We start from the raw sequence: 19,667 nt of genomic DNA, 5'->3' as shown, positions 1-19,667 counted from the left end.
GTCCTCGCGCGTCCGCGGCCGGGTCAGCGCACGGGGCCGGTGCCGTAGTCCCCGAAGGGCTGCGGCGGGGTGGCCGCGATCGCCGTGGTGGTCAGCTCGCCGCCGTCCGCGGTCCGGGTGCGCACCGCGACCGCGCCGTGCGGTGCGGGCACGACCGCGCCGCCGGCGCCCAGGTCCAGCGTGGCCACCACCCGCTCGTCGGCGTCCAGCACCTCGCCGGTGCGGGCCTCGGGCGGGGCGGTGAACACCAGCAGCCCGCGCCCGCGCGCGCCGGCGCCGGGCGCGGTGCCCTCGGTGGTGCGCCGGCGGTTCGTCCCGTAGACCGGCTCGGGCAGCAGGCAGACCCGGGCCACGGTCAGCCGCTCCCGGCGGGTGTCCCCGGGCGGGGTCTGCGTGCCGCAGGGCACCACCGACGGGCCCCGGCTCGCCCAGGTGGTCACCACCAGACCGCCCCCCGGGCTGCGCCCGACCAGCACCACCGCACCGCCGCCGGACGCCGACGCGGCACCGGCCCACAGCACCGCCGGTGCCATGTCGGCGGGCTCGGTGGCCAGCGGCACGGCCGTCTCGCGCAGCGCCGCGGCGACGGCGCGCTCGTCCGGCGGGGCGGCCGGGACGCGCAGCGCGCCCAGGGCCGGCGGTGGCGCGACGACGTCGGGCCGGTCCGGCCAGGCCACCGGCGACCGGCTGACCAGCTGGTCACCGCGCAGCACGCGCACGCTGGTGCCCAGTCCGCCGGCGGTCGAGCGGGCCCCGAGCACGGCGGTGCCGTCGACGGCGCCGGCGTCGGTGTACACCCGGGCCACCGTGCCGCGCGGGCCGACCTGCAGCCGGTCGGAGACCTCGACCCGGTCGCCCGGCGCGGCCACCACCACCACGGTGACGGCGTCCGGCGCGCCGACCGCCAGTGCCGCCGGGCGGTCCCGGCCGAGGCCGGCCGGCACGTGGGGGGTCAACGCCGCGACCGGGCTGCCGGTCGGGCCGGTGAACCAGATGCCGCGGACGTCGTCGTCCACGGTGCCGGCGACCAGCGCCACTCGCCCGCCCGGGGTGTCGGCGACGAAGACCACGTCGCGGTCCGCGACCGGCGGGGCCACCATGCCCGGCCAGTCCCGGCGGCGGACGGCCTCCACGACGTCGGCGTCGCCGGCCAGCGAGCCGCGGGCCGGCTCCACCAGCACCGGCACCGAGGGCGGGTCCGGTGCGCCGGCGGGCGCGGCCGCGGGTGGCGGGCCGGGCAGCTGCCGGCTCAGCGGCACGCCCACGCCGAGGAGCACGGCCGCGGCGAGGAGCGCCCCCAGGACGCGCCGCCGGCCGGAGCGCCGGCGGGCCAGCGCGTCGGCCAGCGCCTGGCCGGTGTCCAGCCGCCAGCCACCGGGGCCGCCGGCCAGGGCGGCCAGGGCGTCCTGCACCCGCTCGCCGTCGGTGCGGGCGGTGCCGGGCCGGCGGAAGCCCTCGCCCGGCAGCACCGCCAGCAGTGCCTGCTCGGCCCGTGCGGTCGCGGCGCCGACCCGGTCGGTCGGCCGGCCGAGCAGGCGGGCGGTCGCCTCGGCATCGAGCCCGGCGTGGTGCCGCAGCACCACCGCGGCACGCTCGGCCATGGGCAGCTCGCGCAGGGCCCGGGCCGGCTGCGGCTCGGCCGGCGGCGGCCCGGCGGACTCCAGCACCTGCTCGGCGCGCAGCCGGACCCGCCGTCCGGTGTACGCGGCGACCAGCTGCTGCAGCAGCCGCTCGGGGTGCCGGACGCCCCGCGCCAGTGCCCGCTGCACCAGCTCCTCCGCGGCGGCCCGGTCGCCGGTGAGCAGCAGGGCGGTGCCCAGCAGCGCGGGACGCTCCTGCTCCGCCCGGGCGCGCCACGACTGCGGACCGCCGGCCCCCCGCGGGCGGGCGGCGTCCGGCAGCCCGGTCACCGGTGGCACGGTCAGCCCTTCCCGGGCGCGCTGCCGGGCCCGCGGGACGGTGCGGGGACGGCCACAGATGACAGGATGCCCCTTCGCGCACCGCTCGGGCCTCGGCCGCCGACCGACGCGAGGATCCGGTACCTCCCCGTACCGGAGTTGCGCCCGACCGATCACGCTCAGTGACGATCTGCCGGGTCGTCCCTGCTCCACTGGCCAGGGACGACGCGCATGGGCCAGGATGCCGAGCACAGGGTGTGACGACCGCCACCGTGGACCGGAGCAGCGGCAGCAGGAGGGGGACATGGGAGCCCGGAGGACCGTCGAGGGGAGGGGACCGGCATGAGGTTCGCCATCCTCGGCCGACTCGTCGTCACCGACGGCGACCGGGAGATCGACCCCGGGCCACCCCGGAACCGGGCTGTGCTGGCCCACCTGCTGGTGGAAGCCGACCGGGTCGTCGACGTCGACGTGCTCATCGACCAGGTGTGGCGGGGTGCGCCGACGCCCGGCACCACGGCCTCGGTGCACGTCACCATGTCCCGGCTGCGCAAGCAGCTGCGCCCGGCCGACGGCAGCCCGTCGCCGATCGTCACCCAGGCACCCGGCTACCGGCTCGCCGTCGCCCGGGACGACGTCGACGCGCTGCGGTTCACCGACCTCGTCGACGGTGCGCGCACGCTCGCCGCGGAGGGGGCGACCGAACGCGCCCGGCACCAGCTGGACGAGGCGCTGTCGCTGTGGCGCGGGCAGCCGCTGGCCGACGTCCGGTCGGAGGTGGTGCAGGCCGAGGCGGCGCGGCTGTCCGCCCACTGGCTGGCCGCGGTCGAGCTCGGCGCCGAGCTGGACCTGCTGCTCGGCCGGCACGCCGAGCTGGCCGACCGGCTGGCCCTGGTGGCCGCCGCGCACCCGCTGCGGGAGGGCCTGCAGGGCTCGCTGATCACCGCGCTGTACCGGCACGGCCGGCAGTCCGAGGCGCTGGAGCTGTACGAGCGCACCCGCCGGGTGCTGGCCGAGGAACTGGGTGTCGACCCCGGTCCGGAGCTGCAGCGCCTGTACGCCCGCGTGCTGCGGCACGACCCGTCGCTGGCCTGGACGCCGGAGCCCGCGGCCCGGCCCGTCGTCGTCGACCCGGCGCCGGCGCCGGCGACCGCGTCCGGCGGCGGGTCCCGGCCGGCCGCGCCGCTGGTCGGCCGGCTGCCCGAGCGGCGCCGGGCAGCGGCGGCGCTGGACCGGGCGGCATCGGGGGAGACCGCCGGGCTGGCCCTGTTCGGCGAGTCGGGGATCGGCAAGACCCGGCTGACCGAGGAGGTCGCCGACCTCGCCGCCCAGCGTGGCTTCGACGTGGTGTGGAGCCGCTGCCAGGACGGCGGCGGCACCCCGGCGTTCTGGCCCTGGTCGCAGGCACTGGAGGGCCTCACCGCGGTGCGCGGGCGGCCCCGGGTCGCCGCTGCGACCGAGGGACGCGGCCGGGCGGCGGCCGCGCTGCTGCCCGGTCCGGACGCCGGACCCGCCGTCGGGCTGGCCCAGCACCAGCGCGTCGTGCTCTTCGACGCCGTTGCCGCGGTGCTCTCCGACCTGGCCCGGGAACGCCCGGTGTGCCTGGTGCTGGAGGACCTGCAGTGGGCCGACGCCGACAGCGTGGACCTGCTGGACTACCTGCTGGCCGCGACGCACGAGGTGCCGCTGCTGGTGGTGGTCACCGTGCGCGACCCGGACGAGTCGCCGCTGTCGGAGGGCCGGCGGGTGCTGGCCTCGGTGACCCGGCAGGCGCACGTCGAGCGGGTGCAGCTGAGCGGGCTGGACCCGGCCGCGGTGCAGGAGATCTGTGCCGCCCGGCTGGGCCGGCCGGTCACCGAGGAGGCGGCCCGCCGGCTGCACCGGCGCACCAGCGGCAACCCGTTCTTCCTCGGCGAGCTGGTGCGGCTGCTGGCCGACGAGGGCATCGACCGGCAGCGCGCGGTGACCGAGGTGCCGGCCAGCGTGCAGGCGGTGCTGGAGCGCCGCTACCGGCACCTGGACAGCTCGACCCGGGAGCTGCTGTCCGCGGCCGCGGTGGTCGGGCGCACCGTCGACGTGGGCGTCCTGGGCGAGGTCGTCGAGCGCTCACCGCTGGCCCTGGCCGACGACCTGGACCGGGCGGTCACCGCTGGGGTGCTGGTGCCGCACCCGGACGGTCCGGGCACCTGGTCGTTCACCCACGCGCTGGTCCAGGAGGCGCTGCTGGCCGCCACCGGCCCCATGCGGCGCGCCGCCCTGCACGCCCGGGTGGCCGAGGTGCTGGAGCGGCGGCTGGGCGACGCCCCGGACGCGGCACCGGCGCTGGCCTACCACCACCGTTCCGCCGGCGCGGTGGGCGACCCGGAGAAGGCGGCACGCTTCAGCCTGGTGGCCGCCGCGTCCGCCCGGCGGCGCGCCGCCCCACGCGAGGCAGAGCGGCACTGCCGGGACGCGCTGGCGGTGCTGGTGGGGCGGTCGGGCCCCGGCGTGGCCCAGCTGGAGCGCGAGGCCCGGCGGCAGCTGGCCGGGCTGCTCACCATGACCCTCGGCTACGACACCTCGGCCCAGGCGATCCACCGCACCCGCACGCAGGGCCTGGTGGAAGGCCCGCCGGCCGCCCCGGACGGCGCCCGCGACGACGACCAGGCGGACGCCCGGCCGAAAATGACCGGTGGGGTGGCGGTCGCGCTCGCCGCCAACGACCTGCCCGCCGCCGAGCTGCTGGTGTCGGAGATGGAGCAGGCCGCCGAGCGCTGGGACGACACCACGCTGCGGCTGTCCGCCGACCACGCCCGCGGCCAGGTGCTGGTGCTGCGCGGGCGGCTGCGCGCCGGCATGGACCAGTTCACCGCCGCCGTCCGGCTGCTGGACGACGACGCCGGAGACGTCGACTTCTCGCTGTTCATCCAGAACCCGCGGGCCTCCGCGCCCGCGTGGCAGGCGATGGCGCTGTCGCTGCTCGGCGACGTGGGTGCCGGTGACGCGGCCGCGGAGCGTGCCTTCGCCGCCGCGCGCGCCGCCGACGACCGCTACACGACCGCGATGATCCACTACCTGGAGAGCTGGCGGGCGCTGTTCCTGCAGCGGCCCGAGCGGTCCCTGGTGTGCGCCACCACGGCCGTGGCGATGGCCGAGGAACTCCTGCTGCCCAAGCTGGCGGCGCTGGTCCGGCACCCGCAGGGGGCGGCGACCGCGCGACTGGGGCAGGTGGAGGAGGGGCTGGCGACCATCCTGGATGCGCACGCCACCCTGCAGCAGGTCGCACCGGGCGACCTGCTCAGCCACCTGCTGCTGGGGATGATCGCCGAGGTGGAGGCCCTCGCCGGCCGGGACGACGACGCCGACCGCACCGCGCTGCGCGCGCTGTCGGAGGGACGGCGCACCGGTGAGCGGGTGTACCAGCCGGCCGTGCACCTGCTGCGGGCGCAGATCGCCCGGCGCCGAGGCGAGCCGGCGGCCGTGGTGCGGGAGACGCTGATGGCCGGGCTGGCGGTCGCGGCGGACCAGGAGGCGGAGCTGTTCGCCGAGCGGTTGCGCACCGAGCTGGCCGCCCTCGACGACGCCTGACCCGGCGGCTCCGCCTCGACTCGGGGGCTCTCACTGGGCGGTCCCGACCCGGTGACCCCGGGCTGGGCGCCTCCTCGACGAGGGGTCAGCGCAGGCTGGAGCTGGCCCGGGCCGCGCGGCGGGTGGCGAGCTCGGCCCGGCGGTTCCAGCGGCGGGCGGCCAGCAGCCGGCGCAACCGCGCGGCCTCGAGCGCCGCAGCGCGGCGCGCGGCCTCGGCGTCCTCCAGTGCGTGGCCGGCCGCCGGGTGGGGTGCCGGCCGGTCGCCGGCCGGCGCCGGCAGGTGCCGCCGGTCGACCAGCGGCTCGGTGAGCAGCAGGCCCCACCGGGCGTCCCGGCCGGCGAACCGGACCGCAACGGCCGGCCAGGCCGCGGTGACCCAGCGCCGCACGGCGGCGTCCAGCTGCTGGTCCAGGTCGCTGCCCGCCTGGTGGTCGGCCAGCCACCAGCTCGCCTCGGCCGGGTCGGACCCCGTGGCCGGCACCAGGTGCACGCAGCCGACCAGCACCCCGGCGGCGTCGCCGAGCAGGTACAGGTGGGTGCCCGTGCCCGAGCGGGGTGCCGGCACGGCGGGTGCCGCGACGCCGGGCACGCCGAGGGCCGCCCACAGCCGCTGCTGGCTGACCAGCACCGCGCGGTGGTCGACCGGGCCGCGCGGGGTGGGCATCAGGCGCAGGGTGTGGCCGGTGGTCAGCGCGAGGTCGGCCGCCGGCGGTGCCGCAGCGGTGCCCGTCGCGTCGGTGGTGCGGGGGACGAGCCGGTCGGGCAGCCGTGGGCCGGGGACGGGCCGGCGGCTGGCACGGTCGGCGTCGGTGTACAGCACGGGTGGTACCTCCTGCAGTGGTGTCCGCTGGGGAGCGGGTCGGCGTCAGCCTGGCCGGTGGCCCTTACCGCTCGCTTGCCGTCGACCACCGCGCGCCCGGACGGGGCGGTGACCTGGGTCGGGACCAGGGCCAGGGCCAGGGCTCGGGACCGGGGCTCGGGACCAGGGCCCGGGACCGGGCCGGGGCACCCGCGCGGCGCTGCGCGGGTGCCCCGGAGCTCAGGCCGACTCGTAGCTGACGCTGCCGTCGGCCGCCACCTGCGCCACCACGTCGAGCACGTCGGTGGGGTCCTCGGCGTTGGCGACCGTGCAGGAGATCGGCGTGCCGATGCCGTCGACGATGACGCTGCGGCCCTCGGACTCGCAGCCGGCGGTGACGGCCACGCCGACCTCGTCGGTGATCTGCTGGGCGAGCATCTCCTCGACGGTGGTGAGCACCACGAACGTGGTGTCGCTCTCCACGTCGACGCTGCCCTCGTCGTCGGTCTGGCGCAGCGTGAAGCCCAGCGACTGGCCGTCCAGCGTGGCCGTGCAGGTGAACGTGCTGCCGGCCTCGACGGCGATGTCGGCCGGGCAGCGCACGTCGGTGGGGGCCAGGCCCGCCTGCTCCTCGGTGAGCCGGGAGATCTGGCTCTCGGCCTCCGCGGTGTCCAGGGTCTGCCCGCCGAAGAGCACCAGGGCGCCGACGCCGAGGCCGGCGAGGGCGACGACGCCACCGGCGACGGCACCGATCACCGCGCCGGTCCGCGAGCGCCGGGGCGCCGGCGGGGGGAGTGGCGCGCCTGCCTGCCACGGGGGTGCCGCCGGGTGCTGCGGCCCGGGCGCCTGCGGCATGGTCGGGTGGGGGGCGTACCCGGTCGGCGTTCCGGGCTGGGGGGCGAACGGCTGGGGGTGGATCTGCTGGTTCACGGTTCCTCCTGGTCGGGTGCCCTGACCGTGGCAGCGGCCCCTTGCGCCTGGCCTGCCGTCGGCTGGTGCACCCCTTGCCGGCGGGTGCCCCCGCCATCGACCCGCTGACCAGGGCACGGAAGGCAGGTGTGCGCCGACCGCACCCGGGCACCGTGCAGGCAGCACGCCGACACTGGGGCGGGACGGGTCGACCGCACCGGACCGACCCACCCGAGAGACGACGGAGGGCACCCCCGCGATGGCGCAGCACGCAGCGCAGGACACGGCACGGACGACGGACGGGGCCGGCCGGTGAGCGGCGGCCGGATCGCCGACGCCCGGGCGCGCGGCAAGCTGATGAGCGCCGCCGAGGCGGCCGAGCTGATCCCCGCCGGCGCCCGCGTCGGGATGAGCGGGTTCACCGGCGCCGGGCACCCCAAGGTGGTGCCCGAGGCCCTGGCGGCCCGGATCACCGAGGCCGGCACCCGGGGGGAGCGGATGGCGGTCAGCGTCTACACCGGCGCCTCGACCGCACCGGAGCTGGACGGCGTGCTGGCCGCGGTGGACGGCATCGACCTGCGGATGCCCTACCAGTCCGACCCGGTGACCCGGGCGAAGATCAACGCCGGGCAGATGGACTACCTCGACGTGCACCTGTCGCACGTGGCGCAGATGGTGTGGGAGGGCATCTTCGGCCAGTTGGACGTCGCCGTCATCGAGGTCACCGGGATCACCGAGCAGGGTGAGCTGATCCCGTCGTCCTCGGTGGGGAACAACAAGACGTGGATCGACCAGGCCGAGCGGGTGGTGCTGGAGGTCAACTCCTGGCAGCCCGCTGAGTTGGAGGGCATGCACGACGTCTACTACGGCACCGCGCTGCCCCCGGACCGCAAGCCCATCCAGATGCGTGGCCCGCAGGACCGGATCGGCTCGGCGTACCTGCACTGCCCGCCGGAGAAGATCGTCGCCGTGGTCGAGACGCACGCACCCGACCGCGCCACCGCCTTCTCCCCGGTGGACGCCGACTCGCGGAGGATCGCCGAGCACGTCGTGGACTTCCTCTCCCACGAGGTCGGCAAGGGGCGGCTGCCGGCGGACCTGCTGCCGCTGCAGAGCGGGGTCGGCAACATCGCCAACGCGGTGCTCGCCGGGCTGGACGACGGACCGTTCGCCCGGCTCACCGCCTACACCGAGGTGATCCAGGACGGGATGCTCGACCTGCTGCGCTCGGGCACGCTGTCCTCGGCGTCGGCGACGTCGTTCTCGCTGAGCGAGGAGGGCATGGCCGGTTTCCGCGCCGACATCGCGCAGTTCCGCGACCGGATCGTGCTGCGCCCGCAGGAGATCAGCAACCACCCCGAGGTGGTGCGCCGGCTGGGGTGCCTGGCGATGAACGGCATGATCGAGGCCGACCTGTACGGCAACGTGAACTCCACCCACGTCATGGGCTCGAGCATCCAGAACGGCATCGGCGGCTCCGGCGACTTCGCCCGCAACGCCTTCGTGTCGATGTTCCTGACGCCGTCCACGGCCAAGCGCGGGGCCATCTCCTGCCTGGTGCCGATGGTCAGCCACGTCGACCACACCGAGCACGACGTGCACGTGCTGATCACCGAGCAGGGCGTCGCCGACCTGCGCGGCCTGGCCCCCCGGCGGCGGGCGCAGAAGGTGATCGACCACTGCGCGCACCCGTACTTCCGGCCGATGCTGCAGGACTACCTGGACCGCGCCACCGCCGGCGCCCGCGGCAAGCACACGCCGCACCTGCTGGAGGAGTCGTTGTCCTGGCACACCCGCTACCTCCGCGAGGGCACCATGCGCCTGGACTGAGCCCGGGCAACCGGCGCGCCAGGACGCCCGTGGTCAGCGCAGCTCGCCGGGGAGCAGGCTGAACAGGACGCTGTCCCGGCGGCCCCCCTGGAACGGCACATGGGACCGCAGGACGCCCTCGCGGGTGAACCCGCAGCGCTCGGCGACGCGCTGGGAGGCCTCGTTGTCCGGACCACAGGTGAGCTCCAGCCGGGCCAGTCCCAGCTCGTCCAGGGCCCAGCGGGCCAGCAGACGGACGCCGTGTGTCGCCGCGCCCCGGCCGCGGGCACCAGGAGCCAGCCAGTACCCGACGGACGCCCGTCCGTGGTCCCGCCGGACGTCGTGCAACGCCACGCCTCCGAGCAGCCGGTGCTCGTCGTGCGAGTCGACCAAGGCGCAGGCCAGTGACTCCCCGCGACGACGGGCCTGCTCGTGCTCGGCGAGGTCGTGCTGTGCATCGGCGTCGGAGTACGGGGTGGTGCGCCAGGAGAACCGCTGCACGAGCGGGTCGCGGTACGCGAGCACCAGGCTCGGCACGTCGGCTGCCCGCCAGGGGCGCAGCCGGACGACGTCGTCCGCGGGCGGAGGTGCCGGGAGGGCGAGGCCGATCATGACGACGACGATGTCATCCTGGACGCGCGGGCCGGTCCGGCCCCGGCGGCCGTGACCGCGTCGCTGGCGCTCACACAGGCCGGCACCGTCCCCCTGCGCCGGGACCCGTCCACCGGTCCCTCATCGCCGCCGACGTCGTCGGGGAGTGGCTGCCGGAGGACTGGTCAGCTGCCGGTGGCGGACCGGGCTGAGTCGACCGGTCGTCCGGCAGCAGGACCGGGAGCGGGGGTCGCCACGCACCAGGTGATCTACCGTCCGAGCATGAGTGCCTGGATCACGTGCCCGCAGCTGCAGCCAGGTGAGCACACGCTGTTCCGCGCACTGGCCAACACGTTCTCGGGGGGTTGGCGGGCGCTGGGCGGTTGGGTGACGGTGACCGACCGACGGCTCCTGTTCAGTCCGCACCGGGTGGACGCGCTGACGGGCGGACGACCCATCAGCATCGACCGCACCGCGATCCGTCGGGTGACGGTGAACAGGCCGGGCCTGCACGCTGCTCGGCAGCACGGGCCGGCCGGGCTGGTGCGTCGCCACGTCGAGGTGCAGCACGGCGACGGGAGCTCCTTCTTCCTCGTCACCAGGCCAGGTGAGCTGCTGCAGGTGCTCCAGGAGCCGATCCCTCGCTGAGTTGCCGGTCGCCGTGCCCGGTGGCCGGCCACCACGGCCGGCAGGCTCGTGTCCATGGGAGAGAGCCCGTCCGAGTCCGTGCAGGAGGTGTGCCGGGCGGTGGTCGAAGAGAGTCGTTGGCCGAGGTGCCGCTGGGCGTGACCGACTACTTCGGTGGTCCGCCGGTCCGGCACGGGCCCTGGGACCCCGGTGCCTGCGCGGCTTGGTCGGCGGGCCGATCGTGAGTGCGCGAGCCGGACGACAGGTGGCTCGTCGGGGCGTCCGGTGCGGCGTGGCCGGGTGGCCGGGTGGCCGGGTGCACCCCTTCCCCAAGGAGGTGGCCGGGTACCAACCTCTCCAGGTGTGCCAGCCCGCGCACCGGGCACCATGTCCGCCGGAAAGCGTCACTTCCGGTTGACATGTCCCGGCGGCGACCTCGCCCGGGCCGGCGACCGCCTGCCGGAGTTCGTTGAAGCTCGCCTTCGGTGCAGACCCCTGCCGCCGAGGCCAGGCGTCCGCCGCCGTAGCCCCGCGACGGCCTGCCGCTTGCGTTCGATCGGCCGCCCGCCGAGCGCCCGTTGCCGCGCAGTCAAAGGCCGGGCGAGCAGCCGACTCTCGCGCGCCGTCGAATTCGCTGGGCGAGCGGGCTGCGGGCTCGGACACTCTGCTGCGTGGACAGCGTCGTCGGCACCGTCGAGCAGTGGCACGACGACCTCGGCTGGGGGGTGATCGCGTCCGCGTGGACGCCGGGCAACTGCTGGGTGCACTTCTCCGCTGTCGAGGTGCCCGGGTACCGGCGGCTCCGGGTGGGCCAGCAGGTGCACCTGGTCGCCGAGCACGCCGAGCAGGACGGCTGTGCCCACCGGGCGGTCCGCTGCTGGCCGGTCGGGCAGGAGCCCGTCCCGACGCCGGTCGAGACGGCGCCGACGGCGGCCTACCGGAGCTCGCTGACCCTGACCTTCGACACGGACGTCGAGCGTCCGTCCCCGTAGCCGCCAGCACCGCCTCGGCCGGAAACCGACCGCGCAGGTCGCCCAGCCGGACCTACGCTGCCGGACATGGCTGGAGCGAACGACGGCCGGCGACTGTCGGTCTGGCACTGGAGCGGGCGCGACCGGGTCTCGCTGTACGACCTGGAGTTCCTCGTGGCGGCCGGTTCCCGCCACGAGTGGCGTCAGACGGTCCTGCGCCTGCGGCTGCCCGACTGGAAGGACGCAGGCGCGCTCGCGCCTGGCGACCCCCGCACTGCTGTCGCCGTGGCTGACCCCGGGCGCCTGTTCTGGCGCGAGCTCGGCGCCTCGACCGATTGGTCCGACGAGGCCGCGTTCGCACACCTGCGAGCGTCGTCCACGGCCCGGGAGCTGAGCGCCGGGCGGTACTCCGACCCACTCCACCGCCGCAACCGTCGCTGAGCAGTCGACCCCCGACCCCCGACCCGGGACGCCCGGCGCCAGCGGACGCTCACGCTCCTCCGCGGGGCCGCGTCTGCCCTGGGCGCGCCCTGCGTTGCCCGCTCTCCAGACCCGATGCCCGCACTGCAGAGCGGGCAACGCCGGCAGGAGGCAGATAGTGCAGGGCGGTGCCGGGACGGAGACGGGCACATCACGGGTGCCGGACAGCTGGGCATCGGTGATGTACGACCGGTGGTGTCGGTGACGCGACGCCGGGTAGGCGCGGGGGCATGGTCCAGACCGCGCGCCGCACCAGCCCGCCCACCTACGTCGACGCGAACCGGCTGTGGGTCGACTCGCGGCTCCGCTATCAGGTGGGGCTGCGGTTGGAGGGGCCGGCGCTGGCCCGGCTGGGCGCGCGGGGCGAACGCTGCCTGGAGATCGGCACCGGCCGGCGCGGGCTCGGCGCCCGGGTCGCGGTCACCCGGTTCGGCGCGCGGGACGTGCTGGCCGTCGACGTGCACGCGGCGTCGGTGGGCCGGGCCCGGCTGGCGACCGCCGACCTCGGCGACCGGGTGCGCTTCCAGGTCGCCGACGCCACGGCGCTGCCGGTGCCCGACGCCAGCGTGGACCTGGTGCTGAGCTTCCACGCCTTCCACCACATCGCCGACTGGCGGGCCGCCGTCGCCGAGTCCGCGCGGGTGCTGCGCCCCGGCGGCCAGCTGGCGCTCACCGAGATGACCGCGCGGTTCGTCGACGCCCGCTGGCTGCGCGCGGTGTCCCGGCATCCGGACGACCGCTTCGACACCGGCGAGCTGGTCGCCGAGCTCGCACGGTGCGGCCTGCAGGTGGGCGAGCGGCAGCTGCGCACCCGCCTCGGGGGCCGGGTCGTCCAGGCCGTGGCGCACCGCACCGCACCCGGCACGTGACCCCGTCGGACGCCCACCCCGCGCCCCGGGCAACCCAGGGCACAGAAGGCGCGCGAACTGTGGGCGCGGGAGATGCGCGGGGTGCGGGTACGGGGGACGCCTGCGGGGTGGACATGTCTCCGACGGCGGTGCTGGGCGGGGCCTGGCGGGTGCTGCGCCGGCACGCGCGGGCAGCGTGGCTGACCGCGGCCGCCGTGACGCTGCTGAACACCGTGCCCGACGTCGTCCGGCAGGTGCTGGTCTGGGACGACCCGAGCGTGCCGCACGCGGTGCTCGTCGACGTCGTCGGCTTCTCGACCGCCCTGGTCGCCCAGCTGTGGCTGACCGGGGCACTGGCCGGGCTGCCCACCGGGGACGGCGTCCGGCCGGCCGGGGCGCTGCGGCGGGGCACCGGGCTGGCGGTGCGGGCGGTGCGCCGGGCGCCGGCGGCGGTGCTGGCCGGTGTGCTGACCGGGGGAGCAGTGTCGGCGCTGATCACCGTGCCGGCGTCGGTGGCGGCGCTGGGTGCGGCGCGGGTGCTGGGCCCGCTGGACGACCCGTCGGCGGGCGCCTTCGCGGTGGCCGCGGTCAGCGACGTGCTGGCCAGCTGGGTGACGCTGCCCTGGCTGGCCGTGGTGCTGGTGCTCGCCGGCTCGGCCACCGGGGGTTGGACGGAGCGGGGCCCGGGCACCCGGTCGGGGTGACCAAGACGTGGGACACCACCCGGAAGAGCATCGGCACGCTGTCCATCTGGCTGGGGACGGGCGCGCTGTTCGCCCCCCGCGCCATCACCCGGCTGCTGGGGGTCGACCCGGCAGCCACCACCGACGACGTCGCGCTGCCGCTGCTGGTGCGCCTGGTCGCCGCCCGCAACATCGCCATGGGCGCCGCGCTGCTCGTCACCCCGGTGCCGCAGGCGCGACGCACCACCGAGCTGACCATGCTGCTCACCGGCCTGGACGCCGCCGCGGTGCTGACCTCGTTCCGCACCGGGGACGTCGCCCGGCGCAGCGCGGCGCTGTCGGTGATCGTGCTGAGCACCGCGAGCGCGGGCTACCTGCACTGGCACCGCGACTGACGTCACCGGCAGCGGGGCGCCGCACCGGCAGCACGGGCACCGGGTGACCTCGGGCGGCGGGTCAGCCCCGGCGGCGGAAGGTCGGCGGCGGGGGCGCGGGCACGGCGGCCCGCTGCTCCGGTGTCGCCGCCCGGCGGCGGCGCAGCTCCAGGGCCAGGCTCTCCTGCCCGCGGGCCATCGCCCAGTGGTGGTTCGCGGCGAACGCCGGCTTGAGCAGCCAGCCCAGCCGGGCCAGCAGCGGCTTGCCGGCCCGCACGTGCCAGTCCAGGGTGATCGCCACCTCCGGACCGTCCTGGGTGAACGTCCAGTGCCCAGTGCCCTCCAGGTCCCCGGTGCCGGAGAAGGAGAACCCCACCTCGGGCTCGACGGCGGTGATCGTCAGCGTCCAGCGCAGGGTGTACGGCAGCCAGCCGGTTGTGAACAGGGCCACCGCGGCACCCACCCCGTGCGCGTCCCCCTCGGCGACGGTGACCACGTCCAGGTAGACCGACGGCCACCAGGTGGGCAGCGTGTGCGCCTCCCGCAGCACGTCGGTGACCTCCTCGACCGTGCCCGCCACCCGCCACCGGGTGTGGAACTCGTACCGGTCACCCACCACCGCGCCGTCCCCCGTCCACCTGCCGCCGTCCGCCTGCCGCCGTCCCCGACGACGGTAGGCGGCCGGTTCAGGCGGCCGCGGCGGAGGCCGCCGACGCCGGCAGGTCCGGCCGGGGGAACGCCGGGCGCAGCACGCCCGGGGCCCGGAACGGCTGCCACGCGCCCTCGGCCTGCGCGAGCCGGTCGGCCACGGCGTAGACGACGGCGGGGTGGTGGCCCAGCCCCAGGTGACTGGCCTGCACCGCGATGTTCTCGGCCCGCGGGCCGGGGGTCTCCAGGCAGCAGGACCAGTGCACGATGCCGTCGTAGCGGGAGTACACCGACGTCGAGGGCACCGGGAGCGGCCCGCCCTCCAGGGGCAGGCTGCGCCGCTCGACGTGCAGGTGGGAGTAGTGGTCGAAAGCCCGGTGCACGCGGGTCTGGTCGACCGAGGCCATCCGGAACGGGCTGCCCAGGGTGATCACCTGGCGCACGGCGTGCGGGGTGCGGCGGGCGAGGTCCCGGGCGTAGATCCCGCCCAGGCTCCAGCCGATGACCGTCACCGGCCGGTCGTGCCGGTGGTGCAGCTGCTCCAGCCGCTCGCGCATACCGTCGACCGCGAGCGCGGTCGGCCCGACGTTGCGGCCCAGCCGCCAGCCGTGCACGTCGTACCCGAGCCCGCCCAGCACCGTGCGCAGCAGCCGGGTGGACCCGTCGTCGGCGAGCAGGCCCGGGAGCACCAGCACCGGGTGCCCGTCACCGCCGGGCAGCCGCCGCAGCAGCGGACCGGCCGCCAGCAGCAGCCCGAGGTCGGCGGTCGCGCGGGCCGGCTCGGTGAGGAACAGGGGCAGGGACGGACGGTCGTCGACCTGGGACACGCTGCCTCCTCGACCGGATCGAACAGCCCGGCGAACACACACTGTGATGGCTGTCTCACCTCGCGTCGATGAGGCGCGCACTGTGTCGATCCCATCGACCACTGGGGCACCTGCCGTCCGCTCCGCATCGCCACCCCCGCCCCCGGACCGCGGCGCAGCGCACACCCCACCCGGACGCACGGCGGCCCGCGGGCAGGGAGACTGGTCCGGTGCCCGACCGGGCGCGCAGGGAGGGGTGGGGCATGACAGGCGCAGCGCAGGACGCCGGCACGGTCGGCACGAGCAGGACCGTCGACCTCGGCGGGCCGGTGCACATGGTCGACTACGGCGGGCGGCCGGACGGGCCGGTCGTCGTGCTGGTGCACGGTCTCGGCGGGTCGCACCTCAACTGGGACCTGCTGGCGCCGCTGCTCACCCCGCACGCCCGGGTGCTCTCGCTGGACCTGCCCGGCTTCGGCCGCAGCGAGCCCGGCGAGCGGCAGGCCACCGTGCACGCCAACGTCGCCGTGCTGGACCGGTTCCTGCGCGAGGTCGCCGGCGAGCCCGCGGTCCTGGTCGGCAACTCGATGGGCGGGATGATCTCGCTGCTGGAGGCGGCCACCGCCCCGGCGTCCCGGGTGCGCGGGCTGGTGCTGCTCGACCCTGCCGTGCCCGGCCCGCGCCGGTCGCTGGACCCCCTGGTGGCGCTGGTGTTCGCCGGCTACGCGGTGCCCGGGGTCGGTGAGTGGGTCATGCGGGCCCGGCGTGCCCGCACCGGTGCGCGCGCGCAGGTCACCGACATGCTGCGGCTGTGCGGTGTCGACCCGGCCGCGGTGCCACCGGCCCTTCTCGACCGCTCGGTCGCGCTGCTGGAACAGCGTCAGGACGTCGTCGGGATGGACCGGGCGTTCCTGACCGCGGCTCGTTCGCTGCTGCGGCTGCTGGTCGACCCCCGGCGCTACCGCCGGGCGATGGCCGCCGTCCGGGCGCCGGTGCTGCTCGTGCACGGCAACCGCGACCGGCTGGTGTCGGTCGCCAACGCGCGTGACGTCGCCCGCCGGCACCCGCGGTGGCGCTACCTCGAGCTGCCCGGCGTCGGGCACACCCCGCAGCTGCAGGTGCCCGAGGCGCTCGCCGCGGAGCTCGTCGGCTGGCTGGCCGAGCTGCCGGAGCCGGTGCCGCCCCGCTGACCCCGGCGGTCAGCGGGTGGCGAGGGTGTCCTGCAGGGCCTGCAGGCCGGTGTACCGGGGCCGCCAGCCCAGCTGCTCGCGCGCCTTGGTGGTGTCCATCACGGCCGGGTGGCTGAGCGCCTCCACCCACTCGGCGGTGGCCGGCAGGAACGGCAGCCGGGACACCGCCCGCGCCACCCGCTGCGCTGGCCCCGCCGGCAGCGACACCGGCACCGCGCCGTACGCCCGGGCGACGTCGGCGAGGGTCAGCACGCCGTCCCCGGCGATGTTGTAGGCCCCGGGCGGGCCGGCGGCGACCACGCACCGCTGCAGCGCCTGGCCGACGTCGTCGGAGTGCACCAGCTGCAGCTGCAGGGCCGGCACCAGCACCGGCACCGGCACCGGCAGCGGGCGGATGGCGAGTCCGGCCAGCCGGCGGCCCAGCGGTGCGAGCGGGCCCGGCAGCAGGTCCTTGCCGCCGACCGCGTCCGGGCCGAGCACCAGCGGCGGGCGCACCAGGTACAGCTGCACCTGCGGGTACCGGGCGGACTCCTCGGCCAGCAGCTGCTCCAGCTCGGCCTTCTCCTGGGCGTAGAACAGCCGCGCCGCCGGGCGGGTGGGCCACTGCTCGGTCATGCCCACCGGGTTGTCCGGGTGGAAACCGTAGGCGGCCACCGAGGAGGCGTACACGAAGCGCCGCGCCCCGGCGGCCGCGGCGGCCCGGAAGGCGTTGAGCGTGCCGTCGACGTTGATCGCCCGGGTGGTCTGCCGGCCGGCGTTGCCGGTGATCAGGAAGGCCAGGTGCACCACGACGTCGGCACCGGCGAACGCGTCGGCCAGCGCACCGGCGTCCCGGACGTCGCCCTGGCGGTAGGCCATCTTGGTCCAGCCGCGGGCGGCCGGGTCGAAGGGCCGCCGGGCGATGCCGACGACCCGGGACACCCGGTCGTCGGCCTGCAGCAGCGGCACCAGGCCGGACCCGAAGGTGCCGGTCGGTCCGGTGACGGCGACGGTCAGGTCGGTCTCGGGGTGGGTCACGGCGCGGCGCTACCCGCTCCGCTGCGGCGCCGAACCCGGGCGGCGCCGCTCCTTGTCCCGGTACATCGCGGCGTCGGCGACCGCGAGCAGGCCGGCAGCCCCGTCGGCGTCCCCGGGGAACAGGGCCGTCCCGGAGCTCGCGCTCAGCCGGACGTGGACGTCGGCGACCGGGCAGGGCGCGTCCAGCGACTCCTGCAGGTGCCCCCGGACCCGCTGCACCGTGGCCGCACCGGCCGGCTCGCCGGCGGGCAGGCCGGCCAGCACCACGAGGAACTCGTCGCCGCCCAGGCGGCCCAGCAGGTCCCCGGAGCGCACCGCCCCGCGCAGCCGGTGCGCGGCCCACGCCAGCGCGGCGTCCCCGGCGGCGTGGCCGTGGTCGTCGTTGACCGTCTTGAACCCGTCCAGGTCCAGCAGCACCGCGGCCACGCCCAGCCCGCTGCGCCGGGACCGGGCGATCTCCAGCTCCAGGTGCTCCATCAGCTGCACGCGGTTGGGCAGCCCGGTCAGCTCGTCGTGGTAGGCCAGGTAGGTGGTGTGCCGTTCCCGCTCCACCCGGGTGGTCACGTCCAGCTGGTGGCCGATGAAGTGGGTGATCTCGCCGTCCCGGTCGCGGACGGCGCTGATCCGCACCTCGTTCCAGAACGGGGTGCCGTCGCGGCGGTAGTTGAGCAGCACGGCCTGCACCTGGCGGCCGCCGAGGATCCGCCGGGACAGCGGCCGGACCTGGTTGAGGTCGGTGTCGCTGCCCTGCAGGAAGCGGCAGTTGCGACCGATCACCTCCTCCGCGGTGTACCCGCTCAGCTCCAGGAAGGCCTCGTTGGCGTACACCAGCGGCAGGTCCGGACGACGCGCGTCGGCGATGACGAAGCCGGTGCCGGCGCCGGCCATGGCCCGGGTCAGCAGGCCCGGCAGCTCCCGCTCGGGCACCCGGGGTGCCCGCCGGCCGGCGTCCGCGGGCACCGGCACGTCGGGGGCCCGGGGCGCCACCGTCGGCACAGCCGGCGGGCTCACCCGGTCCAGCAGCGACACCGCCGCCTCCACGGCCCGGTCACGGTCGTAGGTGAGGACGTAGTCGAGCACCCGGCCGCGGCCGGCGCCGGTGCGGTCCGCGCCACCGGCGGCGCCGCCCGCCGCGGCGTCCGCGCCCGCTCCGGTGCCCGGCACGAGGCGGGCGGCCAGGGCTGCGGCGAAGTGCGGGCTGACCACGGTCATCACCCACTCCTCGGCGAGCGGGTCCGCGGGGTCCACCGCGGTGCCGTGCACACCGGGCACGGGCACCTCCGGCATCTGCACGCCGGTGACCGCGGTCATGGCGGTCAGCGTGGCGAGCGACTCGTACCGCCGGCGCGTGCTCGGTGTCATGAGGTCGGCGTGCTGCCAGTTGGCCAGCACGACCGTCTGGTCGTCCAGCAGCAGTGCCTGCCGCTCGAGCTGCAGGGTCATCGACGTCAGCAGCGCGGTCCGGGCGCGCTGCGGTGCGGAGGCCGCGCTGAGCAGCTCGAAGGGCGTGCGGCCACGCGTGCGGGCGTCCGGGGGCGGCACCGGCCGCAGCCGCAGCGTGCCCAGGGACGGCGTCGGTACCGGCTCGGGTCGGCCGAACAGGAAGCCCTGCCCCAGCTGCGCGCCCATGGACAGCGCCCGTTCCAGCTGCTGCTCGGTCTCGATGCCCTCGGCGAGCACCAGGGCGCCGGACCGCTCGGCCTCGGCGCGCACGCCGTTGACCACGGCAGCGGCCTGCAGCGAGGTGTGCCCGCGCACCAGCGCGAGGTCCAGCTTGATCACGTCGGGCTGCAGGAAGGGCATCAGCGCGAGGCCGGCCGGTTCGGCACCGACGTCGTCCAGGGCGATCCGCCAGCCCCGCGCCCGCAGCTCGGTGACCGCGCGGACCAGGTGCGCGGGCCGGCGGAGCAACGCCCGCTCGGTCACCTCCAGCACCAGCTGGACCGAGGCCGGCGCCAGCGCGGCCAGGTCGCCCAGTCGCGCCGGGTCGAGCTCGGACAGTGTCGCCGGCTCCAGGTTGACGAAGACCGATGCCGGGCCGGCCAGGTGCTGCAAGCCGATCAGTGCCGAGCGCAGGCAGGCCTCGTCCAGTGCGGCGGTGCTGCTGCCGCCGGCGGCCGCCGCGGCGAACAGCGCCTCCGGCGTCTCACCCTGCCGGCCGCGGGTGAGGGCCTCCACGGCGACCGGTGTCCGGTCGTGCAGGTCGACGATCGGCTGGTAGACGGTGCACACCCCGACGGGGCCCGGCGTCCCACCGGGCCCCCCGTCGGTGGGGTCCCCGCCCGGTCGGGGGGTCACCCGCGGCCGCGTCGTGGTGCCGGTCGGCCCTGGCGCTGCGGGTGCGTCGTCGTCGGTGCGGGCATCGGTTCCTCGCGGCGGGTGAGCGGTGCTGTCGAGTCCCCCCTACCCTGGCGTCCACCGACGTAGCCGCAGGGCGCGCGGCTGATCGT

Annotated in this window: 17 protein-coding genes; 9 read left to right on the top strand and 8 right to left on the bottom strand. The window is 76.7% G+C overall.

Features of this window, described 5'->3' with window-relative positions:
• Nucleotides 1-23 precede the first annotated feature (23 nt).
• Nucleotides 24-1,910, bottom strand: a complete 1,887-nt coding sequence (locus tag G1H19_RS18265; protein WP_152730550.1) for a hypothetical protein — start codon at nt 1,908-1,910, stop codon at nt 24-26.
• Between the two features lie 330 nt (nt 1,911-2,240).
• Here G1H19_RS18265 and G1H19_RS18260 point away from each other — a divergent pair, with 330 nt between their 5' ends.
• On the top strand, nt 2,241-5,465 hold the full coding sequence (locus G1H19_RS18260; RefSeq protein ID WP_152730549.1) for an AfsR/SARP family transcriptional regulator: 3,225 nt from the start codon (nt 2,241-2,243) through the stop codon (nt 5,463-5,465).
• Nucleotides 5,466-5,550: 85 nt separating this feature from the next.
• Here the strand turns inward: G1H19_RS18260 and G1H19_RS18255 are convergent, their stop codons facing one another.
• Both G1H19_RS18255 and G1H19_RS18250 read right to left on the bottom strand, forming a co-directional pair.
• Nucleotides 5,551-6,285: a hypothetical protein gene (locus tag G1H19_RS18255; RefSeq protein ID WP_152730548.1), complete on the bottom strand. Its 735-nt coding sequence runs from the start codon at nt 6,283-6,285 to the stop codon at nt 5,551-5,553.
• A gap of 219 nt (nt 6,286-6,504) precedes the next feature.
• Nucleotides 6,505-7,020, bottom strand: a complete 516-nt coding sequence (locus G1H19_RS18250) for a DUF4333 domain-containing protein (RefSeq protein ID WP_162392479.1) — start codon at nt 7,018-7,020, stop codon at nt 6,505-6,507.
• A gap of 465 nt (nt 7,021-7,485) precedes the next feature.
• On the opposite strand from G1H19_RS18250, the gene G1H19_RS18245 reads away from it, so the two are divergent.
• Nucleotides 7,486-9,003, top strand: coding sequence for an acetyl-CoA hydrolase/transferase family protein (locus G1H19_RS18245; RefSeq protein WP_202925815.1), 1,518 nt, complete (start codon nt 7,486-7,488; stop codon nt 9,001-9,003).
• A gap of 33 nt (nt 9,004-9,036) precedes the next feature.
• Here the strand turns inward: G1H19_RS18245 and G1H19_RS18240 are convergent, their stop codons facing one another.
• Entirely contained in the window at nt 9,037-9,594 is a 558-nt protein-coding gene (locus G1H19_RS18240; RefSeq protein ID WP_152730546.1) for a GNAT family N-acetyltransferase, read from the bottom strand.
• Between the two features lie 243 nt (nt 9,595-9,837).
• On the opposite strand from G1H19_RS18240, the gene G1H19_RS18235 reads away from it, so the two are divergent.
• The 6 genes from G1H19_RS18235 to G1H19_RS18210 all read left to right on the top strand — a co-directional run bounded on the left by G1H19_RS18235 (nt 9,838) and on the right by G1H19_RS18210 (nt 13,577).
• Nucleotides 9,838-10,221, top strand: coding sequence for a hypothetical protein (locus G1H19_RS18235; RefSeq protein WP_152730545.1), 384 nt, complete (start codon nt 9,838-9,840; stop codon nt 10,219-10,221).
• Between the two features lie 650 nt (nt 10,222-10,871).
• Nucleotides 10,872-11,192: a S1 domain-containing protein gene (locus tag G1H19_RS18230; RefSeq protein ID WP_162392478.1), complete on the top strand. Its 321-nt coding sequence runs from the start codon at nt 10,872-10,874 to the stop codon at nt 11,190-11,192.
• A 66-nt stretch (nt 11,193-11,258) separates the two neighbouring features.
• Entirely contained in the window at nt 11,259-11,612 is a 354-nt protein-coding gene (locus G1H19_RS18225; RefSeq protein ID WP_152730544.1) for a hypothetical protein, read from the top strand.
• 269 nt (nt 11,613-11,881) lie between these two features.
• The gene (locus G1H19_RS18220) at nt 11,882-12,520 is read left to right on the top strand and encodes a class I SAM-dependent methyltransferase (RefSeq protein WP_152730543.1); all 639 of its coding nucleotides are present in this window, start codon (nt 11,882-11,884) and stop codon (nt 12,518-12,520) included.
• Nucleotides 12,521-12,633: 113 nt separating this feature from the next.
• Nucleotides 12,634-13,203, top strand: coding sequence for a hypothetical protein (locus tag G1H19_RS18215; protein WP_152730542.1), 570 nt, complete (start codon nt 12,634-12,636; stop codon nt 13,201-13,203).
• On the top strand, nt 13,200-13,577 hold the full coding sequence (locus tag G1H19_RS18210) for a DUF4267 domain-containing protein (RefSeq protein WP_152730541.1): 378 nt from the start codon (nt 13,200-13,202) through the stop codon (nt 13,575-13,577). The genes G1H19_RS18215 and G1H19_RS18210 overlap by 4 nt, the downstream gene beginning before the upstream one ends.
• 61 nt (nt 13,578-13,638) lie before the next feature.
• On the opposite strand, the gene G1H19_RS18205 is transcribed toward G1H19_RS18210, so the two are convergent.
• Both G1H19_RS18205 and G1H19_RS18200 read right to left on the bottom strand, forming a co-directional pair.
• The gene (locus tag G1H19_RS18205) at nt 13,639-14,175 is read right to left on the bottom strand and encodes an SRPBCC family protein (RefSeq protein WP_162392477.1); all 537 of its coding nucleotides are present in this window, start codon (nt 14,173-14,175) and stop codon (nt 13,639-13,641) included.
• A gap of 67 nt (nt 14,176-14,242) precedes the next feature.
• Nucleotides 14,243-15,031, bottom strand: coding sequence for a lipase family alpha/beta hydrolase (locus G1H19_RS18200; RefSeq protein ID WP_202925814.1), 789 nt, complete (start codon nt 15,029-15,031; stop codon nt 14,243-14,245).
• Nucleotides 15,032-15,273: 242 nt separating this feature from the next.
• On the opposite strand from G1H19_RS18200, the gene G1H19_RS18195 reads away from it, so the two are divergent.
• A complete protein-coding gene (locus tag G1H19_RS18195) occupies nt 15,274-16,200 on the top strand; it encodes an alpha/beta fold hydrolase (RefSeq protein WP_152730540.1) in 927 nt (308 codons plus the stop codon).
• Nucleotides 16,201-16,209: 9 nt separating this feature from the next.
• On the opposite strand, the gene G1H19_RS18190 is transcribed toward G1H19_RS18195, so the two are convergent.
• Nucleotides 16,210-17,217: an NAD-dependent epimerase/dehydratase family protein gene (locus tag G1H19_RS18190; RefSeq protein ID WP_162392476.1), complete on the bottom strand. Its 1,008-nt coding sequence runs from the start codon at nt 17,215-17,217 to the stop codon at nt 16,210-16,212.
• 9 nt (nt 17,218-17,226) lie between these two features.
• Nucleotides 17,227-19,515, bottom strand: coding sequence for an EAL domain-containing protein (locus G1H19_RS24705; RefSeq protein ID WP_152730539.1), 2,289 nt, complete (start codon nt 19,513-19,515; stop codon nt 17,227-17,229).
• Nucleotides 19,516-19,667: the final 152 nt, after the last annotated feature.

The sequence above is a fragment of the Goekera deserti genome (genome assembly GCF_010685995.1).
Classification (GTDB): Bacteria; Actinomycetota; Actinomycetes; order Mycobacteriales; family Geodermatophilaceae; genus Goekera; species Goekera deserti.
Note: the sequence above shows the minus strand (reverse complement) of the source record. Positions and strands in the feature narration are given on the sequence as shown.

Bases quoted from the DNA above. Each gene is read 5' to 3' on its own strand.
- G1H19_RS18220 (WP_152730543.1), top strand. From the start codon at position 11,882: ATGGTCCAGACCGCGCGCCGCACCAGCCCGCCCACCTACGTCGACGCG.
- G1H19_RS18195 (WP_152730540.1), top strand. From the start codon at position 15,274: ATGACAGGCGCAGCGCAGGACGCCGGCACGGTCGGCACGAGCAGGACC.
- G1H19_RS18215 (WP_152730542.1), top strand. From the start codon at position 12,634: ATGTCTCCGACGGCGGTGCTGGGCGGGGCCTGGCGGGTGCTGCGCCGG.
- G1H19_RS18240 (WP_152730546.1), bottom strand. From the start codon at position 9,594: ATGATCGGCCTCGCCCTCCCGGCACCTCCGCCCGCGGACGACGTCGTC.
- G1H19_RS18260 (WP_152730549.1), top strand. From the start codon at position 2,241: ATGAGGTTCGCCATCCTCGGCCGACTCGTCGTCACCGACGGCGACCGG.
- G1H19_RS18225 (WP_152730544.1), top strand. From the start codon at position 11,259: ATGGCTGGAGCGAACGACGGCCGGCGACTGTCGGTCTGGCACTGGAGC.